Below are 20,588 nucleotides of genomic sequence, written 5' to 3'. Positions count from 1 at the left end.
CGAGCATAACCGGGCCGTGTTCCGGGCAACTTTCCCGCTGTCACCAAGCTCACGTCACCTCTGCGTGGGCGACGTTCTAAACTTTGAGTTACTTAACAGTAATTAGCGTCAGCACCACTGCGTCTGGAGTGAGAGACCTTGGCCGGATCGGCTGACTTCGACCTGTACCGCCCGTCCGAGGAGCACGACATGCTCCGTGACGTCGTCCGTGCGCTGGTCGAGGCGAAGATCGCCCCGTACGCGGCCGCGGTGGACGAGGAGGCCCGCTTCCCGCAGGAGGCGCTGGACGCGCTGGTCGCCAACGACCTGCACGCGGTGCACGTGCCCGAGGAGTACGGCGGCTCCGGCGCGGACGCGCTCGCCACCGTCATCGTGATCGAGGAGGTGGCCCGCGCCTGCGTCTCCTCGTCCCTGATCCCCGCCGTGAACAAGCTGGGCTCGCTCCCGGTGATCCTGTCCGGCGGCGAGGACCTGAAGAAGAAGTACCTCACCCCGCTCGCCAAGGGCGACGCGATGTTCTCGTACTGCCTCTCCGAGCCGGACGCGGGCTCCGACGCGGGCGGCATGAAGACGAAGGCGGTCCGCGACGGTGACCACTACGTCCTCAACGGCGTGAAGCGCTGGATCACCAACGCGGGCGTCTCCGACTACTACACGGTCATGGCGGTCACCGACCCGACCAAGCGCAGCAAGGGGATCTCCGCCTTCGTCGTCGAGAAGTCCGACGAGGGCGTCTCCTTCGGCGCGCCGGAGAAGAAGCTCGGCATCAAGGGCTCGCCGACCCGCGAGGTCTACTTCGACAACGTCCGCATCCCCGCCGACCGCATGATCGGCGCGGAGGGCACCGGTTTCGCCACCGCGATGAAGACCCTGGACCACACCCGGATCACCATCGCCGCCCAGGCGCTCGGCGTCGCCCAGGGCGCCCTCGACTACGCCAAGGGCTACGTCCAGGAGCGCAAGCAGTTCGGCAAGCCGATCGCCGACTTCCAGGGCATCCAGTTCATGCTCGCCGACATGGCCATGAAGATCGCCGCCGCCCGCGCCCTCACCTACCAGGCCGCGGCCGCCTCCGAGCGCGGCGACGCCGACCTCACCTTCCAGGGCGCGGCGGCCAAGTGCTTCGCCTCGGACGTCGCCATGGAGGTCACCACGGACGCCGTCCAACTCCTCGGCGGCTACGGCTACACCCGCGACTACCCGGTGGAGCGCATGATGCGCGACGCGAAGATCACCCAGATTTATGAGGGCACGAACCAAGTCCAGCGGATCGTGATGGCAAGGAACCTTCCCTAACAGGGTGTGGACAGCACAGCCCCCGGCGCAACGCCGGGGGCTGTCGTCGTACGCGCACCGGGCGGCCTCTGATCGCCGGGGTCCATACTCTGAATCCGTCCGCACTGTCGGGGACAGCCATGACAAGCAGGTTCACCGAGTTGGTCGTTGACTGCCGTGATCCGGAGAGGCTCGCGGCCTTCTGGTGCGAGGTTCTGGACTTCAAGGTGATCGACCGGAGCGAGGGCAAGGTCGAGATCGGCTCCTGGACGCCGACCATCGAGGATGTTCGGGCCCGCCAGATGCCTCCCACCCTGGTGTTCATCCAGGTGCCCGAGGACAAGACGGTGAAGAACCGGCTTCACCTCGACGTCAGCCCGATCGACGGCAGCACCGAGGACGAGGTGGCCAGATTGCTCGGCCTCGGCGCCACCAGGACGGATGTGGGCCAGGGCTCGGACCGAAGGTGGGTGGTCATGGCAGACCCCGAGGGCAACGAGTTCGACGTCGTCCGCACCCTGGCACCGTAGAACCAGCCCGCGAAAGGCACCCGCACGTCGCCGAGCGGCCGATGCCAACCTTCACGGTCTTGCGGACGCGCTTCCGCACGCCTCATGTGCCGCTCTCGTCCCCAATGCCACGGCTGAATGGCACTACCGCCCGGTCGGGCTTAGGACGGGAACCACACGGGGACCGCCCCGGACCCCTCTCCCCTCCCTGGAGGAGCCATGACCCAGACCCCCATGAAGGCCATGAGCAAGCAGATGCAGGAGTGCGTCAACATGTGCATGGCGATGCACACGATGTGCGAGGAGACCCTGAGCTCCTGCATGTCCATGGAGGGCGGACAGGCCCACATGCGCATCATGCGCGCCCTGATGGACTGCTCCGAGATGACCCGGATGTGCGCCGACATGATGATGCGGCGCTCGCCGCTGTCGGCCGAGATGTGCGCGATGTGCGCCAAGGCCTGCGACATGTGCGCCGAGGCGTGTATGTCCATGCCGGACGACCCGCAGCTGAAGCGCTGTGCGGAGATGAGCCGCAACTGCGCCGAGAAGTGCCGCTCGATGTCCGGCGTGGCGATGTGACGTCCGCCTGAACCAAGGCGCGCCACGGCGGAGCCAAGGCAAGAGGGGCATCCCGAGCGGGTGCCCCTCTTGAGGAAGTTCTGCCGGCGTCGCCTAGTTGCCGGAGACGGTGACCTTCTGGTCGTTCTTCAGCTCGGTCACCAGGGTCTGCACCTTCGCCTTGTCCCAGACGAGGTTGCCGCCCGCGGAACCCGAGATCGGCATGTTCATGGAGACGCCGTTGCCGCCGTTGACGTCCTTCATCGCGAAGAACATCGACGCCAGGTCCCACAGGCTCATGTCCTTGTCGACGGTCAGGGAGTCCAGGCCCGCGCCGAGGGTGGGGTAGAGCTTGAACGGGTTGAGGACCGTCGAGGGGGTGGCCACCTCGTGCGCCAGAGCCGCCAGGAACTTCTGCTGGTTCTTGGTGCGCTGCAGGTCGGACGCCGCGAAGGCGTGCCGGGTCCGGACGAAGGCGAGGGCCTCCTCCCCGTTCAGGGTCTGCTTGCCCGCCTTGAAGTCCGCGCCCGAGTACTTGTCCTTGAAGCCCTTGTCGATGTCGATGGTGACCCCGCCGACCGCGTCCACGATGTTCGCGAAGCCGGCGAAGCCGATCTCCACGTAGTGGTCGATGTGCAGCCCGGTGTTGTACTCGACCGTGCGCACCAGCAGGGTCGGGCCGTCGTACGCGTAGGCCGCGTTCAGCTTGTTCGTGCCGAGCGGACCCTTGAGCTTCCCGGACTCGGACCCGCGGAACGTCGGGATCGTGACGTTCGAGTCGCGGGGGAGGGAGATCAGGGTGTCGCCGTTGTCCCCGACGTGCAGGATCATCATCGAGTCCGTGCGCGAGCCCTGGGCCGACCCCGTGTGCAGCTTCTTCTTCTCCGCGTCCGACATGCCCGCGCGGCTGTCGGAACCGACGATCAGGTAGTTGGTGCCCTTGCCCGTCGCGGGGCGGTCGATCACCTTCGACAGGTCGACGTCCCGGTGCAGCTTGGAGTCGGCCCAGAAGTAGGTCGCGACCGACGTGACGATCAGCACACCGGCGACCGTGATCGCCGTCCACTTGATCCGCTTGCGCCAGTTGGGAGCCGACCGCGGCCCCCGCTCGCGCAGGCCGCCGGGTCCCCCGCCCCCGGGGCCGCCGCCGTAGACCTGGCCGGTGTTGTAGCCGCTGTCGTAGCTGTCGTACCCGCCGCCGTCGGCGTACCCGTCGCCGCCGTACGACGGCTGCTGCGGGACCCCGCCGTAACCGCCGCCGCCCTGCTGCGGGCTGCCGTACGGCGGTGCCGACGGCTCCTGGCGCCGTACCTGGCGCATCACGCGGGCGCCCTCAGGCTGCGCGCCGGCGCTGCCGCGGCCGTACCGGTTTCCGCGGCTGTCGTTCGACCATCCCTCGGGCCATTCGTTCATGGGCCCCAGTGTGCAGGCAGCGCCGGTACCTCTTACAAGGGTCGTCGGGAAATCAGGTCGTCCCTGTTGCCAAGCCGACACAAATTCCGTGATTGTCCGTTCGGCATAAGGTGGGGGCCATGACAGACCAGGCCCCCGAGGCGGATTCCGACATCCCCGGCAAGCCGACCTCCGCTTCCCGGACCACCCTGAGCCACATCATGACCCACAACGACACCAACCTGCTGGGCACGGTGCACGGCGGTGTGATCATGAAGCTCGTCGACGACGCGGCGGGCGCGGTCGCCGGGCGCCACTCGGGCGGTCCCGCCGTCACCGCGTCCATGGACGAGATGGCGTTCCTGGAGCCGGTCCGCGTCGGTGACCTGGTCCACGTCAAGGCGCAGGTCAACTGGACCGGCCGGACCTCCATGGAGGTGGGCGTACGAGTCCTCGCCGAGCGCTGGAACGAGTCGGCGCCCGCCACCCAGGTCGGCTCCGCGTACCTGGTCTTCGCGGCGGTGGACGCCGACGGGAAGCCGCGCCGGGTGCCGCCGGTGATACCGGAGACGGACAAGGACCGGCGCCGCTACCAGGAGGCCCAGATCAGGCGGACGCACCGGCTGGCGAGGCGCCGGGAGATCAGGGAGCTGCGCGAACGCAGGGTGGCCGAGGGGTACGCGGACTGAGCGGGGCCCGAAAGGGCGCCCATGACAGGGGCGTCGGCACCCGCGCCCCTCAGGGGCGCGGGGTCAGCACACCGACTCGTTCCCCCGCATCACGGACACCTCCCCCTGCGGCGCCGGGTCGTCGAAGCGCACCTTGCGCACCGCCCCCTTGAAGTCCGCCCCGACCGTCACCCGCATCGTCTGCCCCAGCCCGGGCACGGCCCGCAGCTCACTCCCCGGCAGCGCGGCCGCCAGTGACCGCGCCGAGCGGTCCCAGCGCGGGTCGAACGAGATCACCGTCCGCTTCACGTCGTGCCGCGCCGCCGTCACCGGCTGCCGGGTCGTCGCGAACCCCGTGCCGGCCAGCGCCGCGTCCATCCGCCGGGCCAGCCCGGCCGTCCCGGTGCCGTTCTCCACCTGCACCCGGATCCGCTCCGGTGCCACCTCCACGCCCACCGGCGCGGGCCCCGCCTGCCGCTTCGGCGCCGCCGGCGCGGTCAGCTGCCGGTCGTCGCGCAGGGCCTGGAACAGCTGGTCGGACCTGGCCTGGTCCCACTTCAGGGTCGAACCGATGCCCTTCACCGGATAGGCCAGCTGTCCGATGGGGACGGTCGTGAACTCGGACGAGGACGGCGAGAAGTTCCGCATCGCCCGCCCGAGGTCCAGCAGCTCGTCCGTGCCGAAGCCCGTGTCGGCCCGGACCGACCCGAGCACCGCCCGGGTCACGTCCCGGAACCTGATCGGGTTGAGCAGCACCCCGGACGACGCCGCCCGTTCGATCAACGAGGCCAGGAACCGCTGCTGCCGCTTCATCCGCCCCAGGTCGCTCGCCCCGTCGACGTGCCGGGAGCGGACGTACTGGAGGGCCTGGCCGCCGTTGAGGAGGTGGCTGCCGGGGGAGAGGTCGAGCCCGGTGTACGAGTCCTTCAGCGGCTGGGCCGTGCAGACCCGGACCCCGCCGAGCACGTCGACGGTCCGCATGAAGGTGATGAAGTCGACCTCCAGATAGTGGTCGATCTTCAGATGGGTCATGTTCTCGACGGTGCGGACGGTCAGCTGCGGGCCGCCCTCCGCGTAGGCCGCGTTCAGCTTGATCGGGTGGGCGGCGTGCTGCTGCCCGGTCGTCTCGTCGACGTGCGCGGGGGCCTCGGCGTACGAGTCGCGGGGCAGGCTGACCACGGTGGCCCGCTCCCGGTCCGCCGAGATGTGCACGATCATGATCGTGTCGGTGCAGTGGCAGGGCGCCCCGCCGAGGCGGTACTTCCGCCGCTCCCGTTCGGTGATCTTGTCGCGGCCGTCGGTGCCGACCAGCAGGACGTTCATGCCGTGACCCGCGCGGGGCCGGTTCTTCATGTCCTTGAAGGGGTCGACGCGCGCGATGTCCGCGTCCAGGCTGGCCATCACCGAGTGTCCGATCCCGGCCGACGCCAGCACCACCACCGAGAGTGTGGTCACGGCCCGCATGGCCCAGCGCGGCCGCCGGGGCCTGGTGGGTCGTACCGGCGGCCGCGGGGCCTGACGGGTGGGCTGTGGTCGACGCTGCGGCCGGGCGGGCCGGGCGGGCCGGGCGGGGGACCGGGGCGGGCTGGCGGGCAAGGGACACCTCCGGACGAGGCCGTACGTGGGATCCATGAGCACGGTAGGCCGATACGACCTTCAGCCCGCGGTGTGGCCCCGGCGGCGCGCACCGCTGTCCCCCGTTCGCGGTAACGTGAGCCCCCTATGAACGCCAAGCCCGACGTGCGGCACCCCGCAGTTTCTGTGATCATGCCCGTCCTCAATGAGGAGCGGCACCTGCGCGGGGCCGTCCAAGCGATCCTCGCGCAGGAGTACGCCGGCGAGCTGGAGGTCGTCATCGCCCTCGGTCCGTCCACGGACCGCACGGACGAGATAGCGGCCCGGCTCGTGGCGGAAGACGCGCGCGTGCACACCGTCCCGAACCCGACCGGGCGCACCCCGGCCGCGCTGAACGCCGCGATCAAGGCCTCCCGGCACCCGATCGTGGTCCGCGTCGACGGCCACGGCATGCTCTCGCCGAACTACATCACCACCGCCGTACGGCTCCTGGAGGAGACCGGCGCGCAGAACGTCGGCGGCATCATGCACGCCGAGGGCGAGAACGCCTGGGAGCAGGCGGTCGCGGCGGCCATGACCTCGAAGATCGGTGTCGGCAACGCGGCCTTCCACACGGGCGGAGAGGCGGCGCCCGCCGAGACCGTCTACCTGGGTGTCTTCCGCCGCGAGGCGCTGGAGCGGCTGGGCGGCTACAACGAGGAGTTCATCCGCGCCCAGGACTGGGAGCTGAACTTCCGCATCCGCGAGGCCGGCGGGCTGATCTGGTTCTCTCCGGAGCTGAGGGTGTCGTACCGGCCGCGGCCGAGCGTGCGGGCGCTGGCCAAGCAGTACAAGGACTACGGCCGCTGGCGGCACGTCGTCGCCCGCTTCCACGAGGGCTCCATCAACCTGCGCTACCTCGCCCCGCCGGCCGCGGTGTGCGCGATGGCGGCCGGGATCGTGGTCGGCGCCCTGGTGACCCCGTTCGGTTTCGTGGTGCCCGGCGCCTACCTCGCGGCGATCGTCGCCGGGTCCGTCCCGGCCGGCAAGGGGCTGCCGCTCAAGGCGCGGCTGCAGATCCCGCTGGCCCTCGCCACCATGCACATGTCGTGGGGGTACGGCTTCCTGACCAGCCCGAAGTCGCTGGCGAAGCGGGTCATCGCGTCCCGTCGCCCGGCGGTGCTCAGCCCTGCGGCCGACTGAGCACCGACGGTCGTACGACCGGGACGCGACCCCCGGCCGTCCGCGTCACCAGCGGTAGGGGCCGTACACGTCCATGCACTGCTTGGTGTCGGAGCCGTTGATGGCGTCGGCGTTCTCGGGCAGGTCACCGGCCTTGGGCGCGGACTGCTTCGGGTACGCCGTCCCGTCCCGCCAGTCGGAGCCGACGACGAGCGTGACGCCCGACACGTCGGTGGTCTGCTTGACCTGGGCCGCCGGGATCCCCAGCGCCTTGGCGACCGCCTGGGCATCGCCCTGGAGGTCGGCGCTCGGGTACTGCACGACGGTCTTCTCCGCCGCCTCCGCGGCCGTGGAGGAGTCCGCCGCCGCGCCGGTGTAGCCCTTGGCCGCCAGTTCCCGGGCGAGCGTCCGGGCCCGGCCGGGGACCGGCGCCTCGGTCGAGGTCCGGGTGGCGTTGCGCACCAGCACGCCGAGGCTCGCGGGGGAGACGGACGGCTCCTTGGCGGGTTGGGTGCTCGCCTGGGTCGTCTTCGCGCCGGAGGTGCCCGAGGCCTTGCCGTTCTTGTCGAACGACACGTCGTCGCGCAGCATCTGCCACAGCTTGTCGGCGTTGGCGCCGTCCGGCACGAGGTGGTCCTTGTTCTGCGGGTCCTGGAGGTTCGGCATCGTCAGGGAGGTGATGCGGTCCGTGGGCACCGACTTGAGCTGCATGCCCAGGTCGTAGAGCTTCTTCGGGGTGCCGATCTCCTCGGAGACCGTCAGCGACTTGGTGGCCGCCTCCGCCAGGTCCATCAGTCTGCCGGTGTCGGTGAAGACGTTCTGCCCTTTCAGCGTGCGGATCATCGAGTTGAGGTACATGTGCTGGGCCTTGGCCCGCAGCGGGTCGCTGCCCCAGGCGTGCCGGGTGCGCAGCCACTGCAGGGCCTGCTCACCCTTCACCATGTGCGTGCCGGCCGTCATTTTCAGCCCGGAGCCGCCGGGCACCGCGGCCGTCGGCCGGTCCCACACGTTCTGCTTCACACAGACGTCGACGCCGCCGATGGCGTCCGCCATGTTCACCACGCCCGAGAAGTCGATCGTGATCCAGTGGTCGATGTAGACCCCGGTGAGGTTCTCCCAGGTGGCCAGCGTGCAGCCGGCGCCGCCGCGGGCCAGCGACTCGTTGATGATGGTGTTGGTCGCCGGGTACACCTTGCCGGTCTTGGGGTCCGTGCACTTGGGTATGTCGACCCGGGTGTCCCGGGGGATGCTCACCATCGCGGCGCTCTTGCGGTCCGCCGACAGGTGGATCAGCATCTGCACGTCGCCGAGCGGCGGGCTGCCCCGGTCGTACTTGGCGCCGCCGAGCTTCACGTTCTCGTCGGAGTTACGGCTGTCGGAGCCGATCAGCAGGATGTTCAGCGGGGTCTGTCCGGCCGCGTTGGCCGCGCTCCTCTGCGCCTTGGCGTCCCCGATATCGCGCCGGCCCTTGTGGATGTTGCCGTTCAGGTGCTGGTAGTAGAGGTAGCCGGCACCGGCCGTGCCGAGGATCACCACCGACAGCACGGCCGCCGACCAGCGCAGCACCCGTCGGCCGCCGCGCGAGCCGTCCGGGGCCGGCGAGCCGCTCGTGCGCCGTCTGCCGCGTCCAGGCGTGGCAGGAGCCTTCGGTGCGAGGGACATCGTGTCCTCGACCGCAGGCACCTCCCCCCGCACATCGCTCTGCGTCAACTCCCTGCCCTCCCCACCCTGCGCCCTGCGCGCACAGGCCCGCCGCCACGCCCCCCGTCGGACGTCCCACGGACCGCACGGGTCCGCCCCGCGCCCGGTTAGACGCGTGACGGACCCATAGGGTTACCTACTTATTTGGTGTGACTTGGTGTCACCCGAGGGCAACTACGAGCAACCGGGCGCCATTTGCGGACAACTTCGCGCTTACGGACGCCCGAAGCCGTTCGCTACTTGGCGCAGGTCACCTTGTCGGCGGTGGTCTTGCTGTCCACGTCCGGCGCCTTCGTCGGAGTGGTGAGGGAGACCCCGGCCCCCTGGAAGTCCTTGCCCAGGGTGAGCGTGATCGCGGGCAGCCCCTGGGAGTTGACCACGCTCTTGCCCGGCTTCATCGCCGAGCCGGACAGGCCCATCAGGCTGGCCAGTTCACGGGCCTGGTCGGCCTGGGCGGGCGCGTACTCCAGGGTCGTCCTGGCGAGTTCGGCGGGCGCGTTGCCGGCGTTCTCCGACTTGAGGACGCCCTCGTCGTTCTGCAGCCAGCTGAGGGTCTCCTGGGCGCTTCCGGCCACGGCCCCGCCGTTGAGGATCCGCACCCGCACCTCGGAAGCCGCGGACTTGCTGCCCTCCAGCCGGGCGGCCACGGCGTCCTTGCTGGCCTGCGCCTGCTTCTTCTTGACCTGGGTGAAGGAGACGTCGTCCTTGATGGCCTGGAAGACCGCGGGCGCCTTCGACTCGTTGAGCACGACCGTCGCCTTCACCTTCTCCGCCGGGTTGTCCAGCACCGGGATGGTGGTGAAGGTCAGGTTCTTCGGGTTCAGCTTGCCGAGCTCCAGACCCAGGTCCTTCAGCTTGCCGATGCTGTCCAGCTGCGAGTCGACGGTGAGCGCCTTGGTGCCGACCTCGGCCAGCTTCAGCAGCTTCGTCGGGCTGGAGAGCGTCGAGTTGGAGCTGAGCTTGCGCATCAGAGCGCTCAGGAACTGCTGCTGGAGCTGGATCCGGCTCAGGTCGCCGCCGAAGCCGACCGAGTGCCGGGTGCGCACGAACGCCAGCGCGGTCTCGCCGGAGATGTTGTGGGTGCCCTCGGACAGCTTCAGGTGCGACTGCTTGTCGTCGATGTTCTTGCCGAGACAGACCTCGACCCCGCCGACCGCGTCGGTCAGCGTCTTGACCGCGTTGAAGTCGGCCACCATGAAGTTGTCCGGCTGGATCCCGGTCAGCTCCGTCACCGTGCGCACGGTGCAGCTGGGCGTACGGCCGTCCTGGCCGAGGCTGGTGTTGAACCGGACGTTCTGGGTGCCCGCGATGACCTTCGTGGTGCCGTCGGACTGCTCGGTCGGGCAGTCCGGGACGTCCACGATCAGGTCACGCGGGATGCTCAGCGCGGTGGCGTTCGAGCGGTCCTTGGAGATGTGCAGCAGGATGTTGGTGTCGGCGTGCCCGACGCTGCCTGTGTCGCCGTAGCCCTCGTTGCCCTTGCCGGTGCGCTTGTCGGTACCGATGATCAGCAGGTTGATCGCTTTGTCCTTGCTGAAGCCACCGGTGCTCGCGCCGTCGTCGGAGACGGACGTGATGTTGTCGTTGAGGTGCTTGATGTACAGGTAGCCGGCGGCCGAGACGGCGACCAGCACGAAGGCCATCGACCCGCCGGTCCACAGCAGCGCCTTCTTGGCCTTCGACTTCTTCTGCACCGGCTGCCGCCGGGAGCGGCGGCCGGGCGGCGGCTCGGGCTCGCCGCGCCGCCTGCGCTGCCCGGGCACCTCGGGCGTGCCGCTCGGGGCGGTGCGGGTCGGGGCCGTCGGGGCCGACGGCCTGCGCGGGCCCGGTACCGCCGCCTGCGGCGCCGCCGACTGCGGTGCGGAAGGCGTCAGTCGCAGTTCGTATTCGCCGGTGTCCGGATTGAGCACCCACTGGTCTGCGGGATCGATGTTGTCCGCCCGCCCACGGCCTTGCGCGTCCACGGTTGTCCGAATCCTCCGTCGGGGCCACGCGGCGCCTTCCCCCCACCAAGGCGCTCGGTCACGTATTGCAGTGCACGACCCCAGGACGGACCTCGTGGCCGGGTGCACCGGAACGCTCACACTATCCGCCCGGTTCGGCGACGAGTGACGCCAGTGACAAATTCCTCCTCCCTACAAGCGGGCAATCCCGTCCATTTAACTGACAACGAACGGCACGGAAGTTCGCCGCCTTGGCGAGTGCTTTACTCGCAACTGTCCTCGGCGGCGGTGTTCCCGCGAAACGCGGGCGCCGGAGAGCCACCGGGCTTCCCGCCCGAACCCCCGCCCTGCTCGCCGACCTGTACGGGCCGGTCGGCCCGCAGCAGCGCGAACAGCGCGTCCGCCCGCGCCGCCAGGAGCTGGTCGCGATCGGAGTCGTACACATACGGCTCCCGCGGCACGGTGAGGAACTGCATGTGCTCGGTGGGAATGCCCCGGAGTCCCCGCACGAGCTGGTAGAGGCCGCGCAGACTGGCCAGTTCGGGGTCGGTGGTGAGGGCGGAGGTCGCCGCGACCAGCAAGGGGTAGAGCTTCGCCGGGTTCAGCAGGACGCCGCCGCTCTGCACCTTGTCGACGAGCGCCCCCAGGAACCGCTGCTGACGGTCCATCCGGCCGGTGTCGCTGCCGTCCCCCAGCGACTTGCGCGCCCGTACGTACCCCAGTGCCTGCTCTCCGTCGAGCGTGACCCGCCCGGCGGGCAGCCGCAGTTTCGCCGCCTCGTCGTGGATCGGCTTCGGCAGGCACACCTGCACCCCGCCGACGGCGTCGACCACGTCCTTGAACCCGCTGAAGTCGACGACCGCGTAGTGGTCGATCCGGATGTCCGTCAGCTTCTCGACGGTACGCACGGTGCAGGCCGAACCTCCCACCGCAAAAGCCGAGTTGAGCAACGTGAACGAGGGCTCGCTGCGCCGCCCGTCGCGCCGCAGGCACCCGGGCACGTGCACCATGAGGTCCCGGGGCAGCGACACGGCGGTGGCGGTGCGCCGGCCGGCGGCCAGATGGAGCAGGATCGTGGTGTCGGACCGCTCGGTGCCCGAGTCCCTGCCGTAGCGGCGGTTCCCGTCGCCCGTGCGCGTGTCCGACCCGATCACCAGGATGTTCTGCGCGCCCCGCACCAGCGCGGTGGGCCGCTCCCGCTCGTACCGGGCGAGCTCGGCGGCGGCCGCCTCGTCGGCGGTGATGTTGTCGCTGAGTCCGGCGTAGAGCGCCCAGCCCCCGCCGACGGTACCGAGGGTGAGCACCCCCATGGCGAGCGCCGTACCGCGGAGCAGGCGCCGACGCCGTCGCCGGGCGAGCCCGGACCCGGTGGCGGATGCCCCTACGACGTCGGTCACGGTTCCACAGTGCCCCGGGGCGGGAGGTGACGGCGGTGGCGGCTACGCCACTTGGACGAGCGGTCCGCCCCGCTTCATCCGCCCTGCTTCAGGGGCGGCTCCCGCACGACGGCCTCAGCGCGCGGAGGCCGTGACCCGCTCGCTCTCGATCCGCTTGGCGACCCCTTCCTCGCCCAACTCGTCCAGGTGCCGGCACAGGACCACGGATCCCCCGACGGCCAGCGGCGCGTACAACCCCGCGCTCAGCCCCTCCCACGTGTCGAACCCCAGCCCCGAGAGCATCCGGGACCCGGGCCCGGTCAGATCGAGCCCCGGCGCGTCACCGACCGCCCGCTCCACCACCTCGGCCCCGCTCATCTCCGCCCCGGCGACGATCAGCGCGGGCCCGTCCGGGTCGACGGGCGAGAACGGCACGAACCGGTCCCCCTGGCTCGGCACCTCGACGGCGTAGTCGACGAAGCCCTCCGGCGTCCGCGGGAACCGCCCGCCCAGCGGCCGCAGCGCGAGGGCGACCCGCTCCCCCCGGCAGGCCCGGGCCGCCTCCAGCGCGTCCGGTCCGCTCACCACCACGTCGGCCGCCGCCGGCTCCCCGGCCACGTCGGCGATCACCCCCACCGACGAACAGGCCAGCAACCACACGGCCGTCTGCCAGTGCGCGGGCAGCAGCAGCGCCACCCGGTCGCCGGGCTGCACCGCGAGATCCGACTGCAACAGGTTCGCGGTCTTGGCCACCCAATTGGCGAAGGTGGCCACGGACAATTCGACGCGTTCGCCCGTCGCGTCGTCGTAGAAGGTCACCAGGGGGCGTCCGGGGTCCGCGGCGAGCGCGGAACGCAGCAGGTCGGCAGGGGTGCGATCGGTGGCGTTCACCCGCGCAAGGGTACGCCGCGGCCGCCGTCCGCACCGGCCGCCGACGCCACCGGTTCGGCGCAACCGCGTCCGACGGACCGTCACATCCGCAATAGACATATTTGTCATACTGTGTTCAACATCAGGGGCATGCGTGGATACCTGACTTCCTCGATCGGCATCACCTGCGTGGTGGCCCTCGCCCTTCCGCCGGCCGTCCTGAACACGCCGTCCGCGGCCGCGGCGCCCGCGGCGGTGCCGGTACGGGGCCTGTCGACAGGCACGGCAGGCAGCACCCAGTCGCTGCCCCTCGCCCCCCGCACCCGCGAACGCGTCCTCGGCCGGGCCCCCGAGCAGGGTGTGTTCCGGCAGGACGTACGGCACTTCTCGCTCGTCGGCGTCGTCTGGGACAACCCCGGAACCCAACTGCACGGCACGGTCCAGGTGCGCACCCGGTCCGCCGGTACCGGCACCTGGTCGGGCTGGCAGGACGTCGACACGCGCAACGCCGACCACGGTGCCGACCCGGACACGGCGGAGGCCGAGTCGGGCCGGGTGCACGGCGCCACCGCACCCCTGTGGGTCGGCGACTCGGACGGCGTCGACCTGCGCGTGCGGGCCGAGGCCGACGAGGGCCCCGGCCCGCTCGGCAACGGCAGCCGCGACCTGCTCCCCGCCGGGCTGCGCCTCGAACTCGTCGACCCCGGTGCCGACTCCCCGCCCCAGGGCGCACCCGCCGACGGCCTGCCCACCGAGGACGACACGACGGCCGCCACCAACGCCGACCTCGCCCCCTTCGGCGCCACCGAGATCCCCGAACTGGACCGCGCGGACACCGAACGCGAACTGCTGGATCTGGACGGCGTCGACGTCCCGCGCGGCAAGCCGTACATCGGACCGCGTCCGAGGATCGTCACCCGCCGCGGCTGGCGCGCCGACGAGTCGCTGCGCGAGAAGGGGTTCGTGTACACGGGGAAGGTCAAGGCGGCCTTCGTCCACCACACCGACTCCGGCAACGGTTACAAGTGCTCACAGGCCCCGTCCGTCATCCGCAGTATCTACCGCTACCACGTGGTGAGCATGGGCTGGCGGGACATCGGCTACAACTTCCTCGTCGACAAGTGCGGAACCATCTACGAGGGCCGCGCCGGGGGCGTGGCGAAGGCCGTCAAGGGCGCCCACACGCTGGGCTTCAACAGCAACAGCACGGGGATCGCCGTGATCGGCACGTTCGGTTCGCACCAGCCGCCCGCCGCCGCGGTGACCGCCCTCGCCCGGCTCACCGCGTGGAAGCTCGGTCTCTACGGGGCCAATCCGAAGGGGAAGACATATCTGAGGTCCGGGGGTGGCAATCTCTACCCAAAGGGGAAGAACGTACGACTGAACGTGATCTCGGGTCATAGGGACGGGTATGCGACCGACTGTCCGGGAGCCAAGCTGTACGCCAGACTCGGGTCGGCCCGGACCAGCTCCGCGCACCTCCAGGGACGCTGAGCGCGGGCTGCATACACTGGCCGGCCGACACCGAGTTCGGCCGGTCCCGGCAGGAAGCAGAGACGACAGGTGACAGAAGCGATCCTCCTGGTCGGCGGCAAAGGCACCCGGCTGCGCCCGCTCACGGTCCACACCCCGAAGCCGATGGTCCCGGCGGCCGGTGTGCCGTTCCTGACGCACCAGCTGGCCAGAGCCAGAGCGGCGGGCGTGGATCACATCGTCCTCGCGACCAGCTACCTCGCCGAGGTCTTCGAACCGTACTTCGGTGACGGCGCGGCGCTCGGCCTGCACATCGAGTACGTCACCGAGGAGGAACCGCTCGGCACCGGCGGCGCGATCCGCAACGTCGCCTCCCGGCTGCGCTCGGGCCCCGACGACCCGGTCCTGGTCTTCAACGGCGACATCCTCACGGGCCTGGACATCCGCGCACTGGTGGCCACGCACGAGTCGACCGGCGCGGACGTCTCCCTGCACCTGACGAAGGTGACGGATCCGCGCGCCTACGGCCTGGTCCCCACCGACGGGACCGGCCGGGTGCGGGCGTTCCTGGAGAAGCCGCAGACGCCCGAGGAGATCGTCACCGACCAGATCAACGCGGGGGCCTACGTCTTCCGCCGCTCCGTCATCGACACGATCCCGCCGGGCCGCCCGGTCTCCGTGGAGCGGGAGACCTTCCCGGAGCTGCTGGCGGCCGGCGCGCACCTGCAGGGCATGGTGGACTCGACCTACTGGCTGGACCTGGGCACACCGGCGGCCTTCGTCCGGGGCTCCGCGGACCTCGTCCTGGGCCGCGCCCCGTCCCCCGCGGTCCCCGGCCGCTGCGGCGACCGGCTGATCCTCCCCACGGCCCGGGTGGCGGCGGACGCGAAGCTGGCGGGCGGCACGGTGGTGGGCGAGGGCGCGTCCGTGGCGGAGGGTGTGCGGGTGTTCGGCTCCACGATCCTGCCGGGCGCCGTGATCGAACCCGGCGCGGTCATCACCGACTCCCTGATCGGCAACCACGCGCGCGTCGGCGAACGCTCGGTCCTCACCGGCACGGTCATCGGCGACGGCGCGGTGATCGGCGCCGACAACGAGCTGCGCGAGGGCGCCAGGGTGTGGTGCGACGCGATGATCCCGGCGGGGGCGGTGCGGTTCTCCTCGGACCAGTAGGGGTCCAGTGGAGGCGGTGCGGGCGGGCTCACCGGCACCCGGCCGGCGCCGGTGAACCGAACCCCCGTCCCGGCACCCACCCGCACGTCACCACCGGCTGATGTCCCCCCGCGGCATCTTCGGCGCCCGCCTCGCCGGGGTGTTCCCGCTCAGCAGGATCAGCCGGGCCGCCCGGTGCCGCTGGCCCGCGTACGGTTCGAGCAGCCGGAGCATCACCTCGTCGTCGGCGTGCCGGTCCCCGGCCAGCGCCCACCCCACGATCCCCGGCAGATGCAGGTCCCCGACCGTCACCGCGTCCGCGGCCCCATGACTGCGCTGCACGGTCTCCGCGGACGTCCAGGGCCCGATCCCCGGCACCACCTCCAGCCGCGCCCGCGCGGCCTCCGCCGCCATCCCCACGGCCTGCTCCAGCCGCGCGGCGACCCGTACCGCACGCAGGATCGTCGAGGCCCGTTTGTCGTCGACCCCGGCCTTGTGCCACTCCCAGGACGGGATCAGCGCCCAGGTCCGCGGCGCCGGCATCACCCACATCGGCCGCTCGCTCACCCCCGCGGGCCCCGGCGCGCGCTCCCCGAACCCGCGCACCAGCAACCGCCAGGCCCGGTACGCCTCGTCGGCGGTGACCTTCTGCTCCAGGACCGAGGGGATCAACGACTCCAGCACCAGCCCGGTCCGCGTCAGCCGCAGCCCCGGCCGCCGATGCCGGGCAGCGGCGACGACCCGGTGCCGGGGCACGAACAGGGAGGGGTCGTCGGCGGCACCGAGCAGCTCGGGCAACTGCTCCAGCAGCCACTCGGCGCCGGGCCCCCAGGCCTCCCCGCGCACCTCACCGCCGTACGCCCGCACCCGCAGCGTCCCCGGCCCGGCAGGCGTGCGACTGGCCCGCCACACGGACCCGTCGGGCGTGGCCCGGAACGTCGGATCTCCGGGCCCGCGTCGCAACGGTCCGAGCACGAGCCCCAGATCGAGCGCCCCGTCCGGCTTCCACACCCGGACCCGTCCGGACGCCACGGCCTGCCGAGGCACCCCCACGGCGGGCACGACGACCTGCCCGCCCCGCACGGTCGTACGAGTGGGCCGCGGAGAGAACCGTCCAGCCACGAAAGATCCCGGTTGTGTGAGGTGCCTGCTGTGACTACGAGCCTAAGTGCCCAAGCGCGGCACTCAGCGCACCTCGATGAAGTCCCCCACCTCCCGGGGCGCCCGCTGCCGCGGCTCCTCGGCGGCGCGGCCCACCGCGACCGCCCCCATCGGATCCCACCCCTGCGGCAGCCCCAGCACCTCCCGCACCACGTCCCGGCAGAACATCGTCGACGACACCCACGCCGACCCCAGCTGCTCACCGGCCAGCGCGACCAGGAGGTTCTGCACGCCCGCCCCGGCGGCGACGACGAACATCTCCCGCTCGGCGGCGTCCCGCCGCGGGTCCCCGTACGAGTGGGACCCGTCCATCACCAGACAGGGCACGACGAGGTACGGCGCGTCGCGCAGCACGTCCCCCCGCCGCACCCGCTTCGCGATCGACTCCTCCGACCTGCCGTCCGCGCGCAGGTCGGCGACCCAGGCGTCCCGCATCGCGTCCAGCAACCGGGTCCGGGCCCCGGCCGACTCCAGGAGCACGAACCGCCACGGTGTCGTGTGATGCGGCGCCGGCGCGGTCACGGCCGCGGCGACCGCCCGTCGTACCGCACCGGGGTCGACGGGCTCGTCGGTGAACGCCCGCACGGTCCGTCGGAGCGTGACCGCTTCGCGGACCGCCTCGGAGGTGCCCAGCCGGAACATGTCACTGGCCGCGTCCCGCACCAGCGCCCGCGCGTCGTCCCCGTCCTCGTCGGCGTCGGTCACGACGTGGGCGAGGCCGCGCACCACGGCGACCGGCATCCCCGTCGCCTTGCCCTTCACCAGGTCACCGGCGGCGGCCAGTTCGTCGGCGGTGGCGACCACCGTGGCGACCAGCGGATTGCCGTACGCGTCCACGCCCCCGCGCAGGTCGTCCAGCACGCGCACCCCGGCGGCGCCGATGGCGACGTCCGTGAGCCCCGTGCGCCAGGGCCGCCCGGAGGTGTCCGTGACGACCACCCCGACATTGACGCCCAGCGCGTCGCGCAGCCCCGCGCGGACGGCACGGGCCGAGGCGTCGGGATCCTCGGGCAGCAACAGCACGGTCCCGGAGGGGGTGTTGGAGGCGTCCACCCCGGCCGCCGCCATCACCAGACCCTGCCGGTTCTCCACGATCCGCAGGGTCCCGCGCCGGGCCACCACCCGCACGGTCTCGGCGTCGATCGCCGCCTCCCGGTCGGTCGCCTCGACGATCCGCCCCTCCGCCTTGGACACGATCTTGGACGTGACGACCACCACGTCCCCGTCGGCCAGCTCAGGGCCGGTCGCGGCGATCAGCTTGGCCAGGTCGTCGCCGGGCTGGACCTCGGGGATCCCGGCCAGCGCCCACACCCGGTACCCGGGCACCGCGTCGCTCATGCCCCACGCACCTCCTCGGCCAGCGCCAGCGCTTCCCGCGCCATCTGGGCGGCCGCGTCCAGATCGGTCATCATCAGCGGTACGGCCCGGCAGCGGATGCCGGCCGCCTCGATCCGCCCGACGCTGCCGGCGTCCACGGTGTCGACGAGCCAGCCGTCCAGCAGCCCCGAGCCGTAGTGCTCGGCGACCGCCGCCGCCGTCGACTCCACTCCCACGGCCGCGAGCACCTTGTCGGCCATCCCGCGCACCGGCGCGTCCCCGACGATGGGGGAGAGGCCCACCACCGGCACTCCGGCGTCCGCGATCGCCTCGCGCACGCCCGGCACGGCGAGGATGGTGCCGACGGAGACCACCGGGTTGGACGGCGGGAAGAGGATCACGTCGGCCTCGGCGAGGGCCTCCAGGACGCCGGGCGCCGGCTTGGACTGCTCGGCGCCGACCGGGACGACCGCGTGGGCGGGCACCGACGCCCGCAGCCGTACCCAGTACTCCTGGAAGTGGACCGCCTTGCGCTCGCCGTCGACCTCCACGGCGACATGGGTCTCGACCCGGTCGTCGGTCATCGGGATCAGCTTCACGCCCGGCTTCCAGCGGTCGCACAGCGCCTCGGTCACCGCGCTCAGCGGATAGCCGGCGCCCAGCATCTGGGTGCGCACGATGTGCGTCGCGAAGTCCCGGTCACCGAGCCCGAACCAGTCCGGCCCCACCCCGTAGGCGGCGAGCTCCTCCTTGAGGTGGAAGGTCTCGTCGGCGCGCCCCCAGCCCTGTTCCTCGTTGATGCCGCCGCCGAGGGTGTACATCACCGTGTCGAGGTCGGGGCACACCTTCAGCCCGAAGAGGTGGATGTCGTCCCCGGTGTTGCCGATGACGGTCACCTCGGCGTCCGGCACGGCCTTCTTGAGGCCGCGCAGGAACCGGGCACCGCCGATACCGCCTGCCAGAACCACAATGCGCATGCGCCAAGTCTTGCAGGCGGGTGCGACAACGCGTCACACAGCCGCCGGACGGGCCTCGCAAGCGGCACCGGCACTCGGGTGCATCGGCATCTCGGTCAGGCCCGGGTAGTAGATGTGCAGGCTCACCGCGGGCTCCAGCGCGCCGTTCAGCACCTCGTGCGCGTACCCCGGTGCGAAGACCCGTTGTGCGCCGGCGGACAGCGCACGCGTGCCGCGCTCCGTGCGTTCCGTGAGGGTCCCCTCCAGAACCGTCAGCACGCCGGCGGAGCGGCCGTGGTCGTGCAGCCCGCTGCCCTGTCCGGGCACCCAGGACAGCAGCCACACCTCGTAGCCGGGGCCGGTGCGCAGCCGGTGGTACCAGCGGCTGGTCGCGTCGTACTCGACGAGGTGCTCCCACTGCGCGCGGTCGGCGGCGATCGCCCGGGCCAGGCCGACGAACTCGGCCACGGTGGCCGGGTGCTCGCGCGGGGGCTGCAGCAGGTGCTGGACCTCGAGGATGTCGCCGGCGATCTGGAGGTCGTTGTCGCTGTTCATGGGATGCGGTGGTTCCTCAGTGAAGGAGGTCAGAGGGGAACGTGATGCGAAAAACCGAGCCCTGGGGACTCGGTGTCTGCAACTGGAGCGGCCGGGGTGCGGCTACGGCTCAACAGCTGGAACAGCAACAGCTACAGCGAGCGCGGGCAGCACCGTGGGACCCGGCGGTGCGGGTCGAGGTGAGTGCCAAGTTCGCGAGCATGCCCACTAGGACATCGGTTCACACCTTCCGTGTCAACTCGACGCCCGGTATGTGGGACATGTTTCACCTCATCCGGTTCACCTCGCTGCCGAAAGGTTTGCTCAGTGGGTACCCGGGACACATGGCGCACAACCGGCCGCGCGAGCCCTTGCGGAACGCGATCGAACATCTGGGCGTCCTTCTCCGTACAACCTCTGTATGGGGTCGGAGCCCCGCGGACGGGCCCCTTTTGCATGTCAAGGTTTATGCCGATTTGAACACTTTCCGCACGGCCTTGGTTCCGCAGAGTGAATAACGGGCCCAATAGCAGATCTCGGCTTGACTCGCCCGGAGCAGCACACTTGTAATTTCACTCGTGTCGTTCAGCCGACATCGGTGACGGCCAGGCACGGGGACGCGAAAGACAGACGAGGGGCGCACATGACCGAGCTGGTGCAGCAACTGCTGGTCGACGACGCGGACGAGGAACTCGGCTGGCAGGAGCGCGCGCTGTGCGCCCAGACCGACCCCGAGTCCTTCTTCCCCGAGAAGGGCGGCTCCACCAGAGAGGCCAAGAAGGTCTGCCTCGCCTGCGAGGTGCGCTCCGAGTGCCTCGAGTACGCCCTCGCCAACGACGAGCGGTTCGGCATCTGGGGCGGACTCTCCGAACGGGAGCGCCGCCGCCTCAAGAAGGCCGCCGTCTGACCGGACGCCCACCGGACGTACACATCTGAGCTGCGCGAACGGCCCGTCGCCCGTGGG

General features: G+C 71.1%; 18 protein-coding genes. 8 read left to right on the top strand and 10 right to left on the bottom strand.

The features are described from left to right. Window positions 1-138: 138 nt before the first annotated feature. The 3 genes from ACZ3KP_RS14025 to ACZ3KP_RS14015 all read left to right on the top strand — a co-directional run bounded on the left by ACZ3KP_RS14025 (window position 139) and on the right by ACZ3KP_RS14015 (window position 2,366). Entirely contained in the window at window positions 139-1,296 is a 1,158-nt protein-coding gene (locus ACZ3KP_RS14025) for an acyl-CoA dehydrogenase (RefSeq protein ID WP_467499347.1), read from the top strand. A gap of 119 nt (window positions 1,297-1,415) precedes the next feature. After that, window positions 1,416-1,805, top strand: a complete 390-nt coding sequence (locus ACZ3KP_RS14020; protein WP_467499345.1) for a VOC family protein — start codon at window positions 1,416-1,418, stop codon at window positions 1,803-1,805. A 198-nt stretch (window positions 1,806-2,003) separates the two neighbouring features. Next, window positions 2,004-2,366 carry a four-helix bundle copper-binding protein gene (locus ACZ3KP_RS14015; protein WP_467499343.1) on the top strand — a complete coding sequence of 121 codons (363 nt, stop codon included), beginning with the start codon at window positions 2,004-2,006 and terminating at the stop codon, window positions 2,364-2,366. Between the two features lie 93 nt (window positions 2,367-2,459). On the opposite strand, the gene ACZ3KP_RS14010 is transcribed toward ACZ3KP_RS14015, so the two are convergent. After that, the gene (locus ACZ3KP_RS14010) at window positions 2,460-3,758 is read right to left on the bottom strand and encodes an LCP family protein (protein WP_467499341.1); all 1,299 of its coding nucleotides are present in this window, start codon (window positions 3,756-3,758) and stop codon (window positions 2,460-2,462) included. Between the two features lie 119 nt (window positions 3,759-3,877). Between ACZ3KP_RS14010 and ACZ3KP_RS14005 the strand changes: the two genes are divergently transcribed. Continuing rightward, the gene (locus ACZ3KP_RS14005) at window positions 3,878-4,426 is read left to right on the top strand and encodes an acyl-CoA thioesterase (RefSeq protein WP_366891963.1); all 549 of its coding nucleotides are present in this window, start codon (window positions 3,878-3,880) and stop codon (window positions 4,424-4,426) included. Window positions 4,427-4,489: 63 nt separating this feature from the next. Here the strand turns inward: ACZ3KP_RS14005 and ACZ3KP_RS14000 are convergent, their stop codons facing one another. Next, window positions 4,490-6,001: an LCP family protein gene (locus ACZ3KP_RS14000; protein WP_467499338.1), complete on the bottom strand. Its 1,512-nt coding sequence runs from the start codon at window positions 5,999-6,001 to the stop codon at window positions 4,490-4,492. Between the two features lie 126 nt (window positions 6,002-6,127). Here ACZ3KP_RS14000 and ACZ3KP_RS13995 point away from each other — a divergent pair, with 126 nt between their 5' ends. Further along, window positions 6,128-7,162: a glycosyltransferase family 2 protein gene (locus tag ACZ3KP_RS13995; RefSeq protein ID WP_467499336.1), complete on the top strand. Its 1,035-nt coding sequence runs from the start codon at window positions 6,128-6,130 to the stop codon at window positions 7,160-7,162. Between the two features lie 45 nt (window positions 7,163-7,207). Here the strand turns inward: ACZ3KP_RS13995 and ACZ3KP_RS13990 are convergent, their stop codons facing one another. The 4 genes from ACZ3KP_RS13990 to ACZ3KP_RS13975 form a co-directional block, all read right to left on the bottom strand. After that, a complete protein-coding gene (locus ACZ3KP_RS13990; RefSeq protein ID WP_467499334.1) occupies window positions 7,208-8,803 on the bottom strand; it encodes an LCP family protein in 1,596 nt (531 codons plus the stop codon). A gap of 275 nt (window positions 8,804-9,078) precedes the next feature. Further along, window positions 9,079-10,806, bottom strand: a complete 1,728-nt coding sequence (locus tag ACZ3KP_RS13985; RefSeq protein ID WP_467499332.1) for an LCP family protein — start codon at window positions 10,804-10,806, stop codon at window positions 9,079-9,081. A gap of 242 nt (window positions 10,807-11,048) precedes the next feature. Next, window positions 11,049-12,182: an LCP family protein gene (locus ACZ3KP_RS13980; protein WP_467499330.1), complete on the bottom strand. Its 1,134-nt coding sequence runs from the start codon at window positions 12,180-12,182 to the stop codon at window positions 11,049-11,051. A gap of 114 nt (window positions 12,183-12,296) precedes the next feature. Further along, on the bottom strand, window positions 12,297-13,052 hold the full coding sequence (locus ACZ3KP_RS13975) for a TIGR03089 family protein (protein ID WP_467499328.1): 756 nt from the start codon (window positions 13,050-13,052) through the stop codon (window positions 12,297-12,299). A 129-nt stretch (window positions 13,053-13,181) separates the two neighbouring features. Between ACZ3KP_RS13975 and ACZ3KP_RS13970 the strand changes: the two genes are divergently transcribed. Both ACZ3KP_RS13970 and manB read left to right on the top strand, forming a co-directional pair. Then, window positions 13,182-14,525 (top strand): peptidoglycan recognition protein family protein, encoded by a 1,344-nt coding sequence (locus ACZ3KP_RS13970; RefSeq protein WP_467499326.1) that lies wholly within the window; start codon window positions 13,182-13,184, stop codon window positions 14,523-14,525. Window positions 14,526-14,594: 69 nt separating this feature from the next. Next, window positions 14,595-15,677 carry a mannose-1-phosphate guanylyltransferase gene (manB, locus tag ACZ3KP_RS13965; RefSeq protein WP_358977271.1) on the top strand — a complete coding sequence of 361 codons (1,083 nt, stop codon included), beginning with the start codon at window positions 14,595-14,597 and terminating at the stop codon, window positions 15,675-15,677. Window positions 15,678-15,764: 87 nt separating this feature from the next. Here the strand turns inward: manB and ACZ3KP_RS13960 are convergent, their stop codons facing one another. The 4 genes from ACZ3KP_RS13960 to ACZ3KP_RS13945 form a co-directional block, all read right to left on the bottom strand. Further along, a complete protein-coding gene (locus tag ACZ3KP_RS13960) occupies window positions 15,765-16,778 on the bottom strand; it encodes a DNA-3-methyladenine glycosylase family protein (RefSeq protein ID WP_467499323.1) in 1,014 nt (337 codons plus the stop codon). A 63-nt stretch (window positions 16,779-16,841) separates the two neighbouring features. After that, the gene (locus ACZ3KP_RS13955) at window positions 16,842-18,155 is read right to left on the bottom strand and encodes a coenzyme F420-0:L-glutamate ligase (RefSeq protein WP_467499321.1); all 1,314 of its coding nucleotides are present in this window, start codon (window positions 18,153-18,155) and stop codon (window positions 16,842-16,844) included. Continuing rightward, entirely contained in the window at window positions 18,152-19,111 is a 960-nt protein-coding gene (gene cofD, locus ACZ3KP_RS13950; protein WP_467499319.1) for a 2-phospho-L-lactate transferase, read from the bottom strand. The genes ACZ3KP_RS13955 and cofD overlap by 4 nt, the downstream gene beginning before the upstream one ends. 33 nt (window positions 19,112-19,144) lie before the next feature. Then, on the bottom strand, window positions 19,145-19,645 hold the full coding sequence (locus ACZ3KP_RS13945) for a cysteine dioxygenase (RefSeq protein ID WP_360561794.1): 501 nt from the start codon (window positions 19,643-19,645) through the stop codon (window positions 19,145-19,147). A gap of 622 nt (window positions 19,646-20,267) precedes the next feature. Between ACZ3KP_RS13945 and ACZ3KP_RS13940 the strand changes: the two genes are divergently transcribed. After that, window positions 20,268-20,531 carry a WhiB family transcriptional regulator gene (locus ACZ3KP_RS13940; protein ID WP_003975777.1) on the top strand — a complete coding sequence of 88 codons (264 nt, stop codon included), beginning with the start codon at window positions 20,268-20,270 and terminating at the stop codon, window positions 20,529-20,531. Window positions 20,532-20,588 lie beyond the last annotated feature (57 nt).

The organism is Streptomyces sp. NPDC020958, assembly GCF_055562175.1.
The sequence above is the reverse complement of the archived record's forward strand: the minus strand, read 5'-3'. Positions and strand labels throughout refer to the sequence as shown.